Below are 18,458 nucleotides of genomic sequence, written 5' to 3'. Positions count from 1 at the left end.
ATGACGGCGGTTCCGTTGGATCGCTGCAGCGGGATGACCGGGCTGCCCACAATTCGACAAGCTCGGCACGCACCGTCCGATGCCGCGCATTCAGCCTTGTAGCTGACCTCAACGACTCGCCAGTTGCCGCGCGAAATGCACCTCGACCGCCTTGGTGACGCTCTCTGCGATCCGCTCCCGCCCTTCGCGGCTGTCGAGGAAGGCGGCATCGCCGGGGTTGGAGATATAGCCCGTCTCGAACAGGATGGAGGGCATGTCGGGCGCCTTCAGCACCATCAGCGAGGCCATGCGGTGGAACACCGGCTTGGTCGGGATCAGCGGCTTCGCCTCGCGGCCGAGCAGGCGGGCGAAGCTGGCCGAGGAGTTCATCGTTTCGCGCTGGGTGAGGTCGATCAGGATCGACGACACGTCGGCGCCAGCGTCGCCCAGGTTGACGCCGGAGATCACGTCCGCCTTGTTCTCGCGCGTGGCGAGGCGCGCGGCCTCCTTGTCGGATGCGACCTCCGACAGGGTATAGACGGAGGCGCCGCTCGCCTCCTCGCTGCCGACGCTGTCGCAGTGGATCGAGATGAACAGGTTCGCCTTCAGCCGGCGCGCGATGCCATAGCGTTCGCGCAGCACCAGATAGCGGTCGTCGTCGCGGGTCAGCGCCACGCGCACCCGGCCGGTGGCGAGCAGGTCGTCGCGGATCGCCCTGGCGATGCGCAGCGTCACGTCCTTTTCGCGCAGCCCCGTGGTGGGATTGATCGCGCCGGGATCGACGCCGCCATGGCCCGCATCGATCACCACCAGCGGCCGGCTGTCATCGCCGCGCACCTTGGGCAGCGCCGCGCGCGCCGGCGGCGGCACCGGGATGGACACCTTGTAGCGCGGCTTCGCCGTCCAGTCGCCGAAGTCGAACGCCATGAAGCTGAGCGGCCCGGCCAGCCCCGCCGCGGCGAACCGCGCGGCGCTCGCCGGCTCCAGCGACAGGGTAAGGCCGCGCCCATCCGCGTCGAAGCCGCCATCGCCGATGACGGCCGGGGCGGCGAGATCGAACAGCAGGCGCGTGCCCGTGCCGGAGCGGATCTGGCGCACGCCGCGGATCGGGCCGCCCGCCGCGACGCGCGCACCCGGCGCCGCATCGGCGATATCGACGGCGATCTGGCGGCTGCGCTCCAGCACCTCACCCGTGGCGGCGGCGATGCGGCCGTCGAAGCGGATCACGATCCGTCCGTCCTGCACCGCGATGCTGCGGATCGCGGTCTCCGCCCAGGCGGGAACGCTCGTGCACCAGCCGGCGATCAAGGCGAACAGCGCGAACACGCGCCGTCCTTGCCGCGCAAAGGGTGCGCGGGTCCAGCGAAAAGCCATACTCTACCCCTTTGGCGAACCCTGCCCGCGGCCCGTGTCCGCTGCATCGCCGGTGACCGTCATAGCCGGGGGGTGCGAACGCCCGGTTGCCCGGCAAGGTTAATCCGCCGTTCGGCATGGTTTTGCCGCCGCCGCGGCAAGTTCCTGCCAGTTGCGATGCGCCGGGAGCGATGCTAGTCATGCCGTGCACCCGTGCGTCGCCCCTTTTGGCTAAGGCGACGCGGCGGGTCCCCGCGCCTTCCCGGCGCGGCCTTAACCAGGTTGACGCTCGCATGACGCACTTTTCCCACGTTCGACACCGCCCGGCCTCGGCCGGCGGCGTGTCGGACGTGTGGGCGGGCCGTGCCCCCCGACGTGCCGGGCGAGCAGACGCATCTTTGCCACACCATCGCGCCGGTCCGCCCGGCGCCATCTATCAACGCGCATGCGCGCCCTCCCGCCCCCTCCCTTCGGGACCGGCCGGCGGAGCGCCACGCGCGCGGAGACATTTCAATGACCACGCGTATGCTGATCGACGCACGCCACCGGGAAGAGACCCGCGTCGCAGTCGTCAAGGGTAACCGGATCGAAGAGTTCGATTTCGAAAGCGCCGAGCGCAAGCAGCTCAAGGGGAACATCTATCTTGCCAAGGTGACGCGCGTCGAGCCGTCGCTGCAGGCGGCGTTCGTGGATTACGGCGGCAATCGCCACGGCTTCCTCGCCTTTAGCGAAATCCATCCCGATTATTATCAGATCCCCAAGGAAGACCGCGACGCGCTGCTGCGCGAAGAGGCGGAGCATGCCGCCGAAGAGGCCGCGCTGCGCGCCGAGCAGGATGCCGACGAGGACGACCACGAGCATGACGCCGAGGACGGCGACCACGACGACTTCGACGATGCCGACGAGGGCGAGCACGACGAGGCGCACGAGGGCGACAGCGACACCGGCACGTCCGACGGCACGTCGAAGAAGCCGCGGGGCGGCAACGACGATCAGGTCGAGGCGCTGCGCCAGCGCCGCATGAACCTGCGTCGCCGCTACAAGATCCAGGACGTGATCCGCCGCCGCCAGGTGCTGCTGGTCCAGGTCGTCAAGGAAGAGCGCGGCAACAAGGGCGCGGCCCTCACCACCTATCTGAGCCTTGCCGGCCGCTATTGCGTGCTGATGCCCAACACCAGCCACGGCGGCGGCATCTCGCGCAAGATCAGCAACGCCGCCGATCGCAAGCGGCTGAAGTCGATCATGGCCGACATGCAGCTGCCGCCATCGATGGGCTGCATCGTCCGCACCGCCGGCCTCCAGCGTACCAAGGTCGAGATCAAGCGCGACTTCGACTATCTTGCCCGCCTGTGGGACGGCATCCGCGAAGCGACGCTGAGTTCGGCGGCGCCCGCGCTCGTCTACGGCGACAGCGACCTCATCAAGCGCGCGATCCGCGACATCTACAACAAGGACGTCGACGAGGTGCTGGTCGAGGGCGAGGAAGGCTATCGCCACGCCCGCGAATTCATGAAGCTGCTGATGCCCAGCCACGCCCGACGGGTGAAGCAGTACGCCGACGCCGTGCCGCTGTTCCAGCGCGCCCATGTCGAGGACCAGCTCGCCGCGATGTACCATCCGGTGGTGCAGCTGAAATCGGGTGGCTACCTGGTCATCAACCCGACCGAGGCGCTGGTGTCGATCGACATCAACTCCGGCCGCTCGACGCGCGAACACAATATCGAGCAGACCGCGACCGCGACCAACCTCGAAGCGGCCAAGGAAATCGCCCGCCAGCTGCGCCTGCGCGACATGGCCGGCCTCGTCGTCATCGACTTCATCGACATGGACAACAATTCCAATGTCCGGAAGGTCGAGAAGGCGATGAAGGAGGCGCTGAAGGACGATCGCGCCCGCATCCAGGTCGGCCGCATCTCGTCGTTCGGTCTGATGGAGATGAGCCGCCAGCGGCTGCGCACCGGCGTGCTCGAAGCCTCCACCCGCGCCTGCCCGCATTGCGAGGGCACCGGCCTGGTCCGCACCGCCTCGTCGGCCGGCCTCTCCGCGCTGCGCCTGATCGAGGACGAGGCGGCACGCGGCCGCGGCTCGCTGCTGACGCTGCGCGCCAGCCAGGAAGCGACGATCTATGTCCTCAACCGCAAGCGCGCCGATATCGCCGAGATCGAGGACCGCTATGGCGTGACCGTCGAGATCATCCCGGATCGCGAGGAAGAAGGCGCCCGCATGTCGGTCGAGGCGTCCGGCCCGCCGCCGGCCTATGCGCCCAAGATCGAGGCGCTGATCGAAGAAGACTATGACGACGTCCCCGAGGAGATCGAGGACGAGGACGAAGAAGAGGAGGTCGTCGAGGCCGAGGACGAGCCGCGTCGCGACGCCCGTCCGCGCGAAGAGCGTGGCGAGGACGACGGCGAGGGTCGCGGTCGTGGCCGCCGTCGCCGCCGTCGCGGTCGCCGCGGTCGCAACCGTGACGAAGAGGCCGGCGAGGCCTCGCACGACGAGGCGGACGCCGCACCTGCCGCAGAGCCGGTAGACAGCGAGAGCGACGACGAGGACGAGGGTGCCGCCGTCGAGGCGGGCGAGCCGTCCGAGGAGCAGCCGCAGGGCGAAGGGCGCCGCCGTCGCGGTCGCCGCGGTCGTCGTGGCGGTCGTCGCCAGGCGGAGGGCACGACCGAAGCACCGGGCGATGCCGCCGGCAGCGAGGCGGAAGAAGGCCAGCCTGTGGCCGAACTCGAGCCGATCGCCGAAGCGGGCGATGCAGGGCCGGTGACCACCGGCCTCGATGCGCCCGAGCCCGCAGCGCCGGAGGCCGCTCCGGTCGAGGCGCCGCGTACCCGCCGCCGCCCGCGCGCGCGCGCTGCGGCACCGGTCGCCGAGCCGATCGCGGAGCCGGCCCCGCAGCCGGTGGAAGCGCCGGTGGTGGAGGCGGAAGCGCCTGTCGCCGAGCCTGCGCCCAAGCCCAAGCGCACCCGCAAGAAGGCGACGCCCGCCCCCGCCGAAGAGGCTGCGGCGAGCGCTCCGGCTCCGGTCGACGCCCCGGCGGACACGGCCGCTGCCGAGGAGAAGCCCAAGCGCCGCCGCACGCGCAAGGCGCCTGCAGCAGCGCCCGTAGCGGAGGACGCCGCGCCCGCCGAGGAGCCGGCACCGCAGCCGGAGGCGACCCTCGCCGTGGCCCAGGACGGCACGGCGCCCGCCGAAGCTGCCGAGGCCGGGGACGCTTCCGAGGCCACCGATGGCGAACCGCCCCGCCGCGGCTGGTGGCAGCGCACCTTCGGCGCGTGACGACGAACCCCTCCCGCACACCGGTGCGGGAGGGGTTTTTCTTATGCGGCAGCGTCGCTGCTACATGCAAAGACGGTCGCGCGACGGCGCGGAGAACGCCGATCTGCACGTTCGTGGCGACGCCCTGATCGGACAGGGCTCATGAGGGACGAACCCGACAGCTCGGCAGGTTGGATATATCGGTGCGCCTGCATGATCTTCTTAATCTGCCGAATGACGCAACGGCTTTCCTTCGATTCGTGACGCCGAGCGAGGCTCGGCCTTGATCCTTAAAGCAGCGGCTTGGCGCCAAAGAGCGAAAGCACCTCAGCGTGCACTGAGAGGGGTGAAGGCTCGCTGCTAGGGCGTCGAGTTGAAAAACCGGCTCACTGTAATTCCCGTTCGCCCTGAGCCTGTCGAAGGGCGGATCGCCACAGGCCGCACGCTTGCGGCACGGTGCCTTTCGACAGGCTCAGGGCCAGCGGATCAGGGTAAGTTCGACTTTATAGCGCCCTGCCCTCACCGGCTTCGTTGCCATCGATCCCCCATAGGCCGGGCAAGGCGACGCCTGTTGAGTGCGGGCGGCGATCACACCAGCCGATGCGCCGCCCCGATGGTCAGGTTCAGCCCTTCAGGCCCTTGGCCATGTTGAGGTGCGCGGTGACGATCGGCACCAGTCCGCTCGCAAAGGTCTTGAGCGCCGGCACGTCGCCCGTCGCCGCATAGCCGCTCAGCATGTCGAGCGTCTGCTGGTGCGCCGCCGTCTGCTCGGCCTTGTACGCCTGATCGAAGGCGGCCCCGTTCAGCGCCTTCAGCGCGTCCACCTTCTGCTGCTGCTCGGCATTCAGCGTCGGATCGGGCGTGATCGGCGGGGTCAGGGCGGCGGCGGTGGTCTTGAGCTTGGCGGTCGATGCGGTGTGCGCATCGATCATCTTCTGGGCAAAGGCCTTGACCGCGGGCGAGGCGCCGTTGGTCAGCGCGAGCTTGGAGGTCGCGATCTCGAACGCATCGCTCGCCGCGGCGGTGTTGGCGAAGCTCTGCGCCCCGCTCGCCGGGGTGGCCATCGGCGCGGTGTCGGCGACGTTAGTCGCCTCCATGCCGTTGGTCATCGCCGCCGTGTTGGTCTGATCGGCCTGGTTGTTGCGCCCGCAGGCGGCGAGCGCCAGCAGTGCGGCGGAGGTGATGATGGTCTTGCGCAGGATCATAGCAGCTTCCCTCGATAGCGCATCGGCGCGCCTGAGGGGGATAAGCGCTTGTCGCGCCGCCGCGTTCCCATCGCGGACCCGTTCGCCCGCCCGCATCGTTGGTGGCGGGCACCGCACCGGCGGTCGTTCCAGCAGAGGACATGGGATACGATGAGCATCTTCGGCAACATCATGGGCAAGATCTTTCACCACAAGCAGGACGCCGCTCAGGCGCAGCCGGCACCCGCCGCCCCCGCCGCTGCCCCGGCCCAACCTGCAGCGCCTGCCGCTCCCGCCGCCGCCCCGACGCCGGCCGCACCGCCGCAGACCGTCGACGTCGGCGCGGTGCTCGGCGAAATGGCGTCGCTCAAGAACGGCGGCGGCAATTACCAGACCTCGATCGTCGACCTGCTGAAGCTGCTCGACCTCGATTCCAGCCTCGCCGCGCGCAAGGAACTGGCCGACGAACTGGGCGTGCATGCGGGTGAGGCTGGGAGCGCCGAACAGAATATCGCCCTGCACAAGGCGGTGATGGCCAAACTGGCCGAAAACGGCGGCATCGTGCCGGATTCGCTGCGCAATTGATGACGGGAAGCGCCCTGCCCGATTGCCGGGCAGGGCGTTCGGTCAGAGGCGCACCAGCATCTTGCCGGTGTTTCCGCCCGAGAACAGGCCGAGGAACGCGTCCGGCGTCGCCTCCAGCCCGTCGCGCACCGTCTCGTGGCGCTGGAGCTTGCCGTCCTTCAACCACCCGCCCATGTCGCGGTAGAATTCGGCGGCGCGATCCATATAGTCGCTGACGATAAAGCCCTGCACGCGCATCCGCATGCCGATCAGCCGCGCCAGATAGCGCAATTCGGTGGCCTTGCCGCTGTTGTAGACGTCGATCATGCCGCAGATCGCCAGCCGAGCGCCCTGCTTGCCATGGGCCAGCGCCGCGTCGAGATGCTCGCCGCCGACATTGTCGAAATACACGTCGATGCCGTTGCGTGCGACTTCGCCCAGCGCCTTCACCACCGGCGTGCCGCTCTTGTAGTCGATCACCGCATCCGCACCCAGCGATTCGACCCAAGCGCATTTCTCCGCCCCGCCTGCCGAGCCGATGACGCGGCATCCCTTCGCCTTGGCGATCTGCACCACGGTCGATCCGACGGCGCCGGCCGCGGCCGAGACGAACACCGTATCGCCCTCCTGCGCGCCCGCCACCTCGATCAGGCCGAAATAGGCGGTCATGCCGGGCATGCCGAACTGGCCGAGATAGGCCTGCGGATCGACATCGATCTGCGGCAGCGGCTGGACCTGATCGGCGGGCAACACCGCTTCGTCGCGCCAGCCGGCGAAATGCTGAACGGTTTCGCCCTCCTTGAACCGGTCGGAGCGGCTTTCCACCACGGTGCCGATCGCGCCGCCCTGCATCGGGGCGCCGAGCTCGAACGGCGGCGTATAGCTTTTGACGTCGTTCATGCGGCCGCGCATGTACGGATCGACCGACAGCCAGCTGTTGGCGATGCGCACCTCTCCCTCGCCGAGGTCGCGACGGCCGAGATCGACCAGCTCGAAATTGTCCGCGGTCGGCAGCCCCTGCGGCCGCGATTTGAGGGTCCACGCACGCGCCATGTCACTCTCCTGATCCATTCCACCGGCAATCTGCGGGCATCAGTTGCAAATAGCAACGAAAAAGGCCCGGACATGCCGTCCGGGCCTCTTCCTGCCTGTGCTCTATCGGGCTCAATAGGTGCCCGAGAAGCTCCGGCCCAGCGCCTTGCCGTCGCTCTGGCTGCCGGCCTGGCTGCTCGCCTGCCCGCTTGCCGATGCGCCGGATTGCCCCGATTGCGACGTGCCGGTCTGCGACCTGCGCTGCGAACCGTCGTCGCTGTCATCGCCGAACAGCGCCTGGCTGCGCTCCTCGTCGCGCCACGCCGCCTTGGCGTCGGCGGCCGACTTGCTCAGCGTCACCTTGCTGTCGACGGTCTGCAACCAGCTCGACGGGATCGAATGGTGGCGGCCGCCGGCATCGGCATCGTTCTTGGTCAGGAGGATGCGATCGCCACGCACCTTGTCGACGGTGCCGACATGTTCGCCATCGGACCCGACGACGTCCATATGCTCCTCGACCTTGTTCAGCGCATCGCGCTGACCCTGGCGGTTGGTGCGCCACGTGCCGAATTCGTTGTGGAATTTCGACCGGTTCTCGCGGCGATATTCGTCATAGTCGCGGTCGAGCGACTGGATCTGGCCACGACGCCAGCTGTGATAGTCATCGTCGCGGTCGTTGTACGCGCGCTCATCCATTCGCGAATCATATTCGCGGCGGCGCTCCGCGTCCTCGTCGCCGAACCACGAGCGGACCTCGTCCCCCGCGCGGGCGAAGAAGCCGCGGTCTTCATAGTCATAGCCCTGCGGCTGACGCCCGTAGGACTGGCGCCCGCGATCGCCGCCGCGCTCGTAGCCGCCACCGCGGTAATTGTCGTCGTCGGCATGCTTGGTGCGGCCGAAATCCTCGAAACGGCGGCTGCCCGAGCCATAGCTGCCGTGATATTCGCGGCTGCCGCCCTGGTCGCGGTTGGCATCGGCGCCATAGCGATTGCGCTCGACATAGCGGTTTTCCGACTGGCCTTCGTACCGGCCATAGCCGCGGTCGTCGCGATCATAGCCGCCACGGCCCGACTGGTAATAGCCCTGCTGCTGGTCGCGCTGACCGTAGCGCTCGTTGCCATAGTCCTGCGAACCGTAGCTCTGCCGGTCGTCGCGGCCGCGATAGCGCTGGCGGTCGTCGCGATCGGATTGGCCGGCGGCCTGGTAATCGCGCGCGCTCGAATAGCTGTAATCGCGTCCCGAGCCGTAATCCCGGCCATAGTCCTGCGGATCGGTGCGCCCGTAATAGTCGCCCTGCGGATTGGTACCGCGCGGATAGCGTTCGTAGCCCATGATCGTCTCCTGAGAGGCAAGTCCTGCGGGTGCGGGGCGCGTCGTTGCTGCGCGCCTCTGCTCCGCCCTTGATAAAGGTCAAGCCGCCGCTTCGTTCCTGTCGTTGCCGACGCGCAACGACTTTGCGTCGTGGCGATCCAACGGCCGGTCGCAGGACGATTTTTGAATGGCGGCGACACGAGGGCTGTTGCATCGCCCCGGCGGGGCGGCTAATGGCGTCGCTCCCGGGCATCGCCCGGTCGGGGTGCGGGGCTGTAGCTCAGATGGGAGAGCGCTGCAATCGCACTGCAGAGGTCAGGGGTTCGATTCCCCTCAGCTCCACCACCACCCCGCGCGCACCTGCTCCGTCATCCATCGTCGCGACCAACCGCCTGTTCGGGCGTTGAAACCACGCATGACCGATACCGCCATCCCCGCCGCGACGCTGATCCTCCTGCGGGACCGGATCGACGGGCCGCCCGACGTGCTGATGGTCGAACGCGCGAAGGCGATGGCCTTTGCCGGCGGCGCGATGGTTTTTCCCGGCGGGCGGATCGATCCGGGCGACCATGCGCTCGCCGCCACCCTGGATGCCGCTGACGATAGCGCCGCCCGCATCGCCGCCATCCGCGAGACGATCGAGGAGGCGGGCCTCGCCGTCGGGATCGATCCCCTGCCCTCGCCCGAGGTGCTCGCCCGCATCCGCGCGCGACTGCACGCCGGTGATGCCTTCGCCGCCATCCTTGCGGACGAGGGCGCCACGCTCAGCCTCGACCGGTTGGTGCCGTTTGCGCGCTGGCGGCCGGCACATGCCCATATGCGGATCTTCGACACGCTCTTCTTCCTGGCGCGTGCGCCCGAGAGCGGGATCGCAAGCGTCGATGCGACCGAAACGGTGCGCCTCGCCTGGAGCAGCGCCGCCGCCGCGCTCGCCGATGCGGATGCCGGACGCACGACGGTGATCTTCCCGACGCGCCGGACCCTGGAACGGCTGGCGCTGTTCGACAGCTTCGATGCGGCCGTGGCGCAGGCGGTCGCGCATCCCGTGCGCACGATCACGCCAGTCGTCGAGGATCGCGACGGCCGCCCGCACCTCTGCATTCCCGACGATCTCGGCTATCCGGTCACCGCCGAACCGATGAGCGCGGCGCTGCGCGGCTGATGCGCAGCCTGCGCCTTGCGATCGGCTGGATCGTCGCGCTGGTCGTGCTGGCGGCGGGCGCCCTGTTGCTCTGGGGCCTGGCGAAGGGGCGGCCGCAGGATCTGCCCTGGACGCCGCTCGACCTCGCCGAGCCGATCGGGCTGTTCACCGGGCGCAAGCTGACCGGCCTGACGCAGGACTTTCCACAATGCCGGGCGCTGCTCACCCGTGCCGGCGTCCGCTACACGGTGCTGCCGGCGCGCGATGGCGGCGGGCGCTGCGGCTATGCCGATGGCGTGCGCTTCGCCACCGGCGGTGCGCAGGCAATCGCCTACCGCCCGCCGGGGCTCGGCGTCGCCTGCCCGGTCGCGGCGGCCTTATCGATGTGGGAATGGGACGTGGTGCAACCGGCCGCACTCGCCCGCTTCGGCAGCCGCGTCGTCGCCATCGATCATTTCGGCAGTTATTCCTGTCGCCGCATCTACGGACGCGATGCCGGAACGTGGAGCGAGCATGCCACCGCCGATGCCGTCGACATCGCCGGTTTTCGCCTGGCGGACGGCACCCGCATCACGGTGGCGGGCGACTGGCAGGGCGATGGCGCCAAGGCGAGGTTCCTGCGCGAGGTGCGCGACGGCGCCTGCCGCCTGTTCGCGACGACGCTATCGCCCGATTACAACGCGGCGCACCGCGATCACCTGCACCTCGACCAGGCGAACCGCGGCAGCACCGGTTGGCGCGCGTGCCGTTAGGCGGCACGCCGTCGGGATCAATGCGGCAGCGCCGCCGAGCCGCTATCCACCTTTTCCACCCAATGCGGGAAGAAGGCGGGCTGACGGTTGGACCAGCCCGATGCCGTCGCGGCAGCCTCGCTGATCGACTGGAGCAGCTTGCGGCGTAGTTCGGGATGCAGATGGGGCAGCGCCGCCGCCGCGCAAAAGGCGCTGGGCAGCCACGGCCGCGCCTCTGCGCCGATCAGCCGTTCGTAGAGAAAGCGGAATGCCGAAAAGCTGGTCAGCCGCCCCTGCCCCAGATCGAAACCGGCCAGCGTCACGAGGGGCGCGAGGAACGGCTCCACCGCGCCCAGATCGGCGTCGTCGGGCACCAGCTGGCGCAGCTCGGGCAGCGAGCGGTACAGCCGCGCCTGCGCCCGGATGCTGGCCGCCTCCACCACGTCGCGCGACCAGCGGGCCATGGCGTCGTCGCGGTCCAGCCCGATATCCAGGCTACGCCGGATATAGCGCTGCGTCGCCGCCGGAAAGCTCGCGAATTCCTTCATTTCCGCCAGCGTCATCGCGCCTTCGGCCGGTCTCATCTTGGCACCCATATCGTTACCCCGCCCCGCCAGTGACTGTGGCTGCGACGATACCGCAAGATGGTTAACAGCCACCTTAACGGCGCATCGGCAGCGCCGTCACAAAAGCATCACGAAACCTGCTGCGCCGCAACATCGAATGCGGCGAGCCGAGTGCGCTTCGTCGCAAAGCCGCGCATCGCGGCTCCGGAGCAACAATCGTGCGCGGGCAGGAGACAGACCTGTCGGCCGATCGGCAGTGACAGCGAAACGGCGGCCCCTTGTCGGGACCGCCGCTTGCCTGTTCGATAGTGTCGGAAGCGGAAGCCTCAACCCTGACGGGCGCGCTCCGCCTCCTCGTCATAGCCGGACGACGGCGCCGGACCGTGATTGTGCACCGGCTGGGTCGAGGCGGGCGGATCGCTGGCATCCATCGACTCGTCCAGCCCGGCATCCAGCCGCGCGTCCGAGCTTTCCGGGTTCTTTTCCAAGCGCTTGTTGATCGACTTGTCCTGCCCGGCGTCCTGGCGCGGGTCGCGCTCCTGGTTGCCGGCGTTCGGTGCGACCGACAGGCTGTCCAGCGCCTTTTCGTCGATACCGGTCATCGTGACACCCTCCTGTGATTACAGGTTAGCAACGATTGCTGGCTCGTTTCCGTTCCTCCACCCCTTCAGTCCTCGACCACACGCACCGTCTGCCGCACGAGTTGCGCGCTTCCGAAGATCGTCATGAAGGCGATGTCGGTCGCATCGCGCCCGACGCAGACGCGCGCGATCGTATCCGCCCGCGCCATCCGCGTCGGATCGACCAGCCGCCACGCACCGTCGAGCCACAGTTCCGCCACCGCGTGGAAATCGGGCGGGTCGACGCCGGGGGCGTAGGCGGCGACGCAGCGCGCCGGGATCTCGCCCGCGCGGGCCAGCGCCACCAGCAGGTGCGCATAGTCGCGGCACACCCCCGACCGGCTCGCGAAGGTGTCCAGAGCGGTCGTCTCGCCGGTGCTGGCGTTGCCGCGATAGTCGAGATTGTCCGCCACCCATTCCGCCAGCGTCGCCGCCAGCGCACCGCCTTCCAGTCCGGTGAAGCGGCGCCGTACGAAGCCCTCCAGCCGGTCGGACTGGCAATAGCGGCTCGGCAGCAGGTACGGCACCAGGGCACCGTCGAGCGCCCGCACCGGCGTCGCGCCATAGGTCGCAAGATCGACCGGCGCCCGCGCCACCGCGACGGTCGCGCGATATTCCGCCTTCAGCCAGCCATCGGCGCGGACCCAGCAGCGCTGGCCGATGCCGTCCTCGCCGCGCACCGCGGTGATCGGCGTATCGCCCCAGACGGTCAGCGCCTCGGCGACGATATGCTGGTCGGCCATCGCCGCCGCCTCGATCTGCAACAGCACGTCGCACGGCGGCCCCGTGATCGCATAGTCCAGGTCCACGGCGATCCGCACCCGCATGGCGGCCATCCCTTCGGCGCAAAAGAAAGAGCCCGGCGGCATCGGCCACCGGGCTCGCATGATGAACGTATCGGCTGCGGCTCAGTTACGCTGCGAACCGAACAGACGCAGCACGAACAGGAACATGTTGATGAAGTCGAGGTAGAGCGACAGCGCCGACATGATGACCGCCTTGCCGACCATGTCCGTGCCCGCGACCTGGAAATACAGGCTCTTGGTACGCTGCGTGTCATAGGCGGTGAGGCCGGCGAAGATCAGCACGCCGACCGCGCTGATGACCAGGCTCATCACGCCCGACTGCAGGAACAGGTTGATGAGGCTGGCAACGATCAGGCCGACGAGGCCGATCACCAGGAACGTGCCGAACGCCGACAGATCGCGCTTCGTCGTATAGCCGTACAGGCTGAGGCCGGCGAAGCCCGCCGCCGTGGCGAAGAACGCACCCGCGATCGAAGTCCCGCTATAGACGAGGAAGATCGTCGACAGCGACACGCCCATCAGCACGGCGAACGCCCAGAACAGCAGCTGCATCGTCTGCGTCTTCATGCGCCCCTGGCCGAAGCTCATCGCGAACACGATCGCCAGCGGCGACAGCGCGACGATCAGGCCCAGCGCATTGGTGCGCCCGGTCGGGCCGACCAGCGCGTTGACCGCGCCGCTCGCCGCGAACAGCAGGGCGACGATGCCGGTGAGCAGCACGCCCGACGACATGTAATTGTAGACCGACAGCATGTACGAGCGCAGACCCGCGTCATAGGCGCCGCTGCGCGCCGCATCGGCGCGCGTGGCTCCGAACGGCGCGGCGCTCGGCCGGGGGTCAGACCAGTTTGCCATGGTATCCCAAACTCCTTTGCCGACATGATGTCGGTTGATCGAAATATCGGCGCCTGCCCGCGCGTTTTCAAGCGAAACCGGCTAAGCTGCGGCGAACACGCAACAGAACATTACAATAGGTCGTTTCGCTCCCGATGCCCCGCCTGTTCGTCGCGCTTCGTCCGCCGCCTGCCATCCGCGAGTCGCTGCTCGCGACGACGGGCGGCGTGCCCGCCGCGCGCTGGCAGGACGATGCGCAGCTGCATTGCACGCTGCGCTTCATCGGCGAGGTCGACCGGCCGCAGGGGGAGGATATCGCCGCCGCGCTCGCCGGCATCTACGCGCCTGCCCCGCTCGTCCGCATCGCCGGGGCCGGCCGCTTCGCGCACAAGGGGCGGACCGACACCCTGTGGGCGGGCTTCGCCCCCAGCGAGGCGCTGCACCATGTCGCACGCAAGGTGGAGCAGGCGTGCGTGCGCGCCGGGCTGCCGCCGGAACGCCGCGCCTATCTGCCGCACGTCACGCTCGCGCGGCTGCCGCGCAGTGCGGGCGCCGGGCCGGAGATCGACGGGTGGCTGGCGGTGCATGCGGGCCTCGCCAGCCCTGCCTTCACGATGCCGCACCTGCTGCTGTACGAAAGCCACCTCGGCCGCGGCGGCGCATCCTACGAACCGGTCGCGCGCTGGCCGCTTGCGCCGCCTGCGGAACCTCGGGCAGTCGTGCCGGGTTCGTAAGGACTTCCAGGGAGATTCATCATGCGCGCCATCTTCGTCCTCGCCGGTCTGTCCACGTTGGCGCTCGCCGCCTGCCAGAAAAAGGATGACATCGCCGTCGGCAGCCCGACGCCCGGCGGCGCCCGCGCGACCGCGATGCTGAAGACATCCGCCGGCGCCGAGGCCGGCCGCGCCACCGCGACGGAGGTCGCCGGCGGCATCCGCTACACGCTCGACGTGAAGGGCCTGCCGCCCGGCACGCACGGCGCCCATATCCACACCGTCGGCCGCTGCGACGCCCCCGACTTCACCACCGCGGGCGCGCACTGGAACCCGACGCAGATGAAGCACGGCACCATGAACCCGCAGGGTCCGCACGAAGGCGACCTGCCCAATCTGATGGTCGGCAGCGACGGCCGCGGCACGCTGGGCGTGACGGTGCCCGGCGCGACCATGGCCGGTCTGCTCGACACCGACGGCTCGGCGATCGTCGTCCATGCCAGTGCCGACGACCTGATGACCGACCCCTCTGGCAACAGCGGTGGCCGCATCGCCTGCGGCGTGTTCACCGCCGCCTGACCCCGAGATCGGCGAACGGAGGGGGCGTCACACGATCCCCCTCCGTTTGCCCTGACCTGTCGCAGAACGGATCTGCTGCGGCGTTCTGATGAAGACTAAGGCGCGTCAGATCACCTCGCCGGCGGCGCGGGCGCGGGCCTCGCGTGACGCTTCGGCCTTCGGCACCAGACGGTAGGCGGCGATCGCGCAGGCGAGCGTCACCGGCATCACGGCGAGCAGCGACAGCATGCCGACCGACAGGCTGCCCGACAGAGTCGAGATGCGGCCCGCCAGATACGGCCCCATCGCCAGCCCCATCAGCGTCGTGCCGATGAAGAAGGTGGCGGTCGCCGTGCCGCGCATCCGCGGCAGCACCAGGTCCTGCGTCGTCGCCGCCGCCGATCCCAGCGCGCCGCTCGCGGTCAGGCCGGCGAGGAAGAAGCAGGGATAGAACACCCAGGTGCTGCTGGCGGTGAAGGCGCCGATCAGGAACGGCACCGGCACGGTGGCGCCGAAGATCACCACGATCAGCCGACCGGCAGGATCGCTGCGGCGCAGCCGGTCGGCGACGATCCCGCCGATCGTCAGCCCCAGGAACCCCGCCAGCGCGCCGCTGCTGCCCAGGAACAGCCCGGCGCGTGCCGGCGTCTCGCCCAGCACGCGCAGCGCATAGGGCGCGCCCCAGAAGCTGGCGGCATAGCTGAGGAACGAATTGAGGCCATAAGCGACGACCGTGCACAGGAATGCGGGCGTACCGACGATGAGTGCGAAGGTCGCCGGATCGCGCCGCTTCAGCGCACAGGCCCAGGAAAAGACGGCATAGACGCCGATCCCGATCGCCAGCCACTGCGGCACCGGCTCCCCCAGCCCGATCAGCGCGGCGACCACCGCCACCACCGCCGCAAGGCCGGTCAGATTGATCATCAGGGCGCGCGTGCCGCCCCGTGCCGCGCCGATCAGCGTCAGCGGCGGGATGATCGTCAGCAGCTCCGCGAAGAAGGCGCGGAACGGCGCGGGATGCTTGTCCGGCTCGGGCAGTCCCTCGACCAGCCCGCGGATCGGCTCCCGCACCGTCGCGATCCAGGCGGCGACGAACAGGCCGGGCAGCCCCACGGCCAGGAACGCCGCCTGCCAGCCGACCAGCCCGAGCGGGCCGCCGCCCGGCCAGGCGCGGTTCCAGCCCTGCACGATCAGCCCGCCGATGAACAGGGAACAGCCGCCGCCGACATACAGTCCGGCCGAATAGATCGACAGCGCCGTCGCGCGCAGGCGCTTGGGGAAATAGTCGGAGATCAGCGAATAGGCCGCGGGGCTGGCGGTCGCCTCCCCGACCCCGACGCCGATGCGCGCCGCCGCGAGTTGGCCGCCGGTGCGCGAGAAGCCGGACAGGGCGGTCATCGTCGACCAGAGCGCCAGGCCGACGGTCATCAGCCGCACCCGGTGCCAGCTGTCCGCCAGCCGCCCCAACGGGATGCCGAACAGCGCATAGAAGACGCCGAACGCCGTGCCGTAGAGGAAGCCGAGATCCTCGTCCTTCAGATGAAGGTCGCGCTTGATGTCCTCCGCCAGGATCGAGATCACCTGCCGGTCGACGAAGTTCAACACATAGACGACGAACAGGATGGACAGCACGTACCAGGCATATCGCGACGCCTGCTGCCCGTCCGCTTCACGCTTGGCCATCGCCCTCTCCGCTGTATCGTTGTGCGGAAGGCTAACAGAGGGCCGCCGGGCAGGTAAGCCCGAAAACGATACCCGATATTCTAAAGTGTTGCCGAGGGTGTGTCTCGCTCAGGCGCGAAGCGGGCGGCGCGTGCCCTGCTCCAGGCGTCGCAGCAGCGACTCGATCGAAGGCGCCGTGGTCGATTCGGCGGGCGAACGCGGCAGCTGCACGGTGGCGATCCGCTCGCCGGCCGCGAGCGCCACCGGCGTGCGGAGCGAAGCAACCGCCCGCACCGGTTCGCGCGGCACCGCCGGCACCGCACCCGGATGAAAGGCGGCAAGCGGCAGGTCGAGGTCGGCGGGGATCGGCTGCTCCACCGGCGGCGGCGGTGCAAGCTCCTGCGGCGGCGGCAGCGGCGCGCCGAGATCGGACGCGGACAGCGGCCGGCGCGCCGGTGCGTCGGGATGGGCGTCGGCACGGCGCAGCACCGGCACGCCCTCCTCGGGGCTTGCCGCCGGATGCCCGGCGAGCAGGCCGCCGGCGCCGAACAGCAGGAACAGCGCGGACCAGGCCACGGCGGCAGCGAGCGCCCCCGCCCCCAGCGCCAGCACGGCACGCGCGGTGGTGCCGAGCGGCGGCTCGGCCACCGTGACCAGCGCCGAGATGCCGCTACGCCATACCCAATCCTCCAGCATCGCCGTGGGGAGCATCAGGAACAGCGCCGCCGCGGCCACGCCGGCCGCCACGCCGCCGCCGGGTGCGATCCAGCGGGTCGCAGCCGCCGGGGTCATCGCCGCTGCGGGCGGGGTGTCATTCTGGCCGAGGAACGCTGCCATGATCCATCCACTGATGCGGCGGCACACAGCCGCTGGTAAATCGGTTCGTAACGACAAATGTTTGACGACCAGTTACGCTCGCGCTCGACGAACCGGCGCGCCCGCTCGCGGCGCGCATCCCAGCCGCTGCGATCCGCCAGCAGCCCGGCCAGCGCACAGGCGATGGCGGCCGGATCGTCGGGCGCGAACAGGGTGCCGGTGTCGCCGTCGCGGATCAGTTCGCGATGCCCGCCGACGTTCGACGCGGCGACCAGCCGGCCCTGCGCCATCGCCTCCAGCGGCTTCAGCGGCGTGACGAGGTCGGTCAGCCGCATCGCTTTGCGCGGATAGGCGAGCACGTCGACCAGCGCGTAATAGCGCTCCACCTCGGTATGCGGCACCCGCCCGACGAAGCGGATCGCCTCCGCCACCGGCGACGCTGCCGCCTGCGCGCGCAACGCTGCCTCCATCGGCCCGCCGCCGACCAGCAGCAGCCGCGCAGCGGGCCGTGCCGCGACCAGCGCCGGCATCGCTGCGATCAGGTCGTCCAGCCCTTCGTAATCGTAGAAGCTGCCGATGAAGCCGATCGTCTCGGCCCCCGCCAGATCCAGCGCCTGCGCCAACGCCGCATCGCGCTGCACCGGCGCGCCGAACAGGTCGAGGTCGACGCCGTTGGGCGACACGACGATCTTCTCCGCCGCCACGCCGCGCGCGATCAGGTCGCCGCGCAGGCCGTCGCAGATCACCGCCACCGCGTCCGCCCGCTGCACCGCCCAGGTTTCCAGCGCCCGCGTCGCGCGATATTTCGCCGATCCCTCGCGCCCGGTGCCGTTGCCGACCGCCGCATCCTCCCAGAAGGCGCGGATCTCGTACACCAGCGGCAGCCCCCTCGCCCGCGCCACGCGCAGCCCGGCGAGCGCGCCCAGCACCGGCGAATGGGCATGAAGGATATCGGGCTTGAACGAATCCACCGCCGCCCCGATCCGCCGCGCCAGCCGCGCGATGCCGATCATCTCGCCCAGCGGCCCGCCCGGCAGCGGCTCCAGCGTGCGGTGGAAGGTCAATCCGTCGACCGACTCGACCGCGTCGGCCGCCGCCCCGTGCCGCGGTCCGGTCACCGCCGCCACCTGCCAGCCGCGCCGCTCCTGCGCCTTCAGGATCGCGCGGGTGCGAAAGGTATAGCCGCTCTGCACCGGTAGGCCGTGGTCGAGGATATGGAGGATCCGCATGGCCGCAGCTGTGCCACGCGTCGCTTAATAGCCCGTCAATCGGGCATTTAACGCCGCATCAATCCCTTGGCGCCTATGCGCCATGGCTCACATGCGGACGG

General features: G+C 69.5%; 17 protein-coding genes and 1 tRNA gene. 7 read left to right on the top strand and 11 right to left on the bottom strand.

Annotated elements, in window-relative coordinates; all coding sequences use genetic code 11:
• Positions 1 to 108 precede the first annotated feature (108 nt).
• A complete protein-coding gene (locus ACTZQ5_RS10355; protein ID WP_443585103.1) occupies positions 109 to 1,353 on the bottom strand; it encodes an N-acetylmuramoyl-L-alanine amidase family protein in 1,245 nt (414 codons plus the stop codon).
• Between the two features lie 504 nt (positions 1,354 to 1,857).
• Between ACTZQ5_RS10355 and ACTZQ5_RS10350 the strand changes: the two genes are divergently transcribed.
• Entirely contained in the window at positions 1,858 to 4,611 is a 2,754-nt protein-coding gene (locus ACTZQ5_RS10350) for an Rne/Rng family ribonuclease (RefSeq protein WP_443585178.1), read from the top strand.
• A gap of 602 nt (positions 4,612 to 5,213) precedes the next feature.
• Here ACTZQ5_RS10350 and ACTZQ5_RS10345 read toward each other — a convergent pair.
• The gene (locus tag ACTZQ5_RS10345) at positions 5,214 to 5,795 is read right to left on the bottom strand and encodes a DUF4142 domain-containing protein (RefSeq protein ID WP_443585102.1); all 582 of its coding nucleotides are present in this window, start codon (positions 5,793 to 5,795) and stop codon (positions 5,214 to 5,216) included.
• 150 nt (positions 5,796 to 5,945) lie between these two features.
• On the opposite strand from ACTZQ5_RS10345, the gene ACTZQ5_RS10340 reads away from it, so the two are divergent.
• Entirely contained in the window at positions 5,946 to 6,359 is a 414-nt protein-coding gene (locus ACTZQ5_RS10340; RefSeq protein ID WP_443585101.1) for a DUF3597 family protein, read from the top strand.
• A 42-nt stretch (positions 6,360 to 6,401) separates the two neighbouring features.
• Here ACTZQ5_RS10340 and ACTZQ5_RS10335 read toward each other — a convergent pair whose 3' ends face one another.
• Positions 6,402 to 7,391, bottom strand: a complete 990-nt coding sequence (locus ACTZQ5_RS10335; RefSeq protein ID WP_443585100.1) for an NADP-dependent oxidoreductase — start codon at positions 7,389 to 7,391, stop codon at positions 6,402 to 6,404.
• A 111-nt stretch (positions 7,392 to 7,502) separates the two neighbouring features.
• On the bottom strand, positions 7,503 to 8,702 hold the full coding sequence (locus tag ACTZQ5_RS10330; protein ID WP_443585099.1) for a DUF2171 domain-containing protein: 1,200 nt from the start codon (positions 8,700 to 8,702) through the stop codon (positions 7,503 to 7,505).
• 248 nt (positions 8,703 to 8,950) lie between these two features.
• Here ACTZQ5_RS10330 and ACTZQ5_RS10325 point away from each other — a divergent pair.
• The 3 genes from ACTZQ5_RS10325 (at position 8,951) to ACTZQ5_RS10315 (ending at position 10,574) form a co-directional block, all read left to right on the top strand.
• Positions 8,951 to 9,026: transfer RNA gene (locus tag ACTZQ5_RS10325), tRNA-Ala, on the top strand.
• Positions 9,027 to 9,096: 70 nt separating this feature from the next.
• Entirely contained in the window at positions 9,097 to 9,843 is a 747-nt protein-coding gene (locus tag ACTZQ5_RS10320; RefSeq protein WP_443585098.1) for an NUDIX hydrolase, read from the top strand.
• The gene (locus tag ACTZQ5_RS10315; protein WP_443585097.1) at positions 9,843 to 10,574 is read left to right on the top strand and encodes an extensin-like domain-containing protein; all 732 of its coding nucleotides are present in this window, start codon (positions 9,843 to 9,845) and stop codon (positions 10,572 to 10,574) included. Before ACTZQ5_RS10320 ends, ACTZQ5_RS10315 begins: the two co-directional genes overlap by 1 nt.
• A 17-nt stretch (positions 10,575 to 10,591) precedes the next feature.
• On the opposite strand, the gene ACTZQ5_RS10310 is transcribed toward ACTZQ5_RS10315, so the two are convergent.
• The 4 genes from ACTZQ5_RS10310 to ACTZQ5_RS10295 all read right to left on the bottom strand — a co-directional run bounded on the left by ACTZQ5_RS10310 (position 10,592) and on the right by ACTZQ5_RS10295 (position 13,400).
• Positions 10,592 to 11,149 (bottom strand): hypothetical protein, encoded by a 558-nt coding sequence (locus ACTZQ5_RS10310; RefSeq protein ID WP_443585096.1) that lies wholly within the window; start codon positions 11,147 to 11,149, stop codon positions 10,592 to 10,594.
• A gap of 296 nt (positions 11,150 to 11,445) precedes the next feature.
• Positions 11,446 to 11,721, bottom strand: coding sequence for a hypothetical protein (locus ACTZQ5_RS10305; protein WP_443585095.1), 276 nt, complete (start codon positions 11,719 to 11,721; stop codon positions 11,446 to 11,448).
• A 65-nt stretch (positions 11,722 to 11,786) separates the two neighbouring features.
• Complete coding sequence (locus ACTZQ5_RS10300) at positions 11,787 to 12,566, bottom strand: transglutaminase-like domain-containing protein (RefSeq protein ID WP_443585094.1); 780 nt, start codon at positions 12,564 to 12,566, stop codon at positions 11,787 to 11,789.
• Between the two features lie 81 nt (positions 12,567 to 12,647).
• Positions 12,648 to 13,400, bottom strand: a complete 753-nt coding sequence (locus ACTZQ5_RS10295) for a Bax inhibitor-1/YccA family protein (RefSeq protein ID WP_443585093.1) — start codon at positions 13,398 to 13,400, stop codon at positions 12,648 to 12,650.
• A gap of 134 nt (positions 13,401 to 13,534) precedes the next feature.
• Here ACTZQ5_RS10295 and thpR point away from each other — a divergent pair, with 134 nt between their 5' ends.
• Both thpR and ACTZQ5_RS10285 read left to right on the top strand, forming a co-directional pair.
• Positions 13,535 to 14,113: an RNA 2',3'-cyclic phosphodiesterase gene (thpR, locus tag ACTZQ5_RS10290; protein WP_443585092.1), complete on the top strand. Its 579-nt coding sequence runs from the start codon at positions 13,535 to 13,537 to the stop codon at positions 14,111 to 14,113.
• A 21-nt stretch (positions 14,114 to 14,134) separates the two neighbouring features.
• Positions 14,135 to 14,671, top strand: coding sequence for a superoxide dismutase family protein (locus tag ACTZQ5_RS10285; RefSeq protein ID WP_443585091.1), 537 nt, complete (start codon positions 14,135 to 14,137; stop codon positions 14,669 to 14,671).
• Positions 14,672 to 14,776: 105 nt separating this feature from the next.
• Here the strand turns inward: ACTZQ5_RS10285 and ACTZQ5_RS10280 are convergent, their stop codons facing one another.
• The 3 genes from ACTZQ5_RS10280 to ACTZQ5_RS10270 all read right to left on the bottom strand — a co-directional run bounded on the left by ACTZQ5_RS10280 (position 14,777) and on the right by ACTZQ5_RS10270 (position 18,357).
• Positions 14,777 to 16,333 (bottom strand): spinster family MFS transporter, encoded by a 1,557-nt coding sequence (locus ACTZQ5_RS10280; RefSeq protein WP_443585090.1) that lies wholly within the window; start codon positions 16,331 to 16,333, stop codon positions 14,777 to 14,779.
• A gap of 108 nt (positions 16,334 to 16,441) precedes the next feature.
• Positions 16,442 to 17,149 (bottom strand): hypothetical protein, encoded by a 708-nt coding sequence (locus ACTZQ5_RS10275; RefSeq protein ID WP_443585089.1) that lies wholly within the window; start codon positions 17,147 to 17,149, stop codon positions 16,442 to 16,444.
• Positions 17,101 to 18,357 (bottom strand): TIGR04063 family PEP-CTERM/XrtA system glycosyltransferase, encoded by a 1,257-nt coding sequence (locus ACTZQ5_RS10270; RefSeq protein ID WP_443585088.1) that lies wholly within the window; start codon positions 18,355 to 18,357, stop codon positions 17,101 to 17,103. The genes ACTZQ5_RS10275 and ACTZQ5_RS10270 overlap by 49 nt, the downstream gene beginning before the upstream one ends.
• Positions 18,358 to 18,458: the final 101 nt, after the last annotated feature.

The sequence above is a fragment of the Sphingomonas cellulosilytica genome, from assembly GCF_052321755.1.
Classification (GTDB): domain Bacteria; phylum Pseudomonadota; class Alphaproteobacteria; order Sphingomonadales; family Sphingomonadaceae; genus Sphingomonas.
Note: the sequence above shows the minus strand (reverse complement) of the source record. Positions and strands in the feature narration are given on the sequence as shown.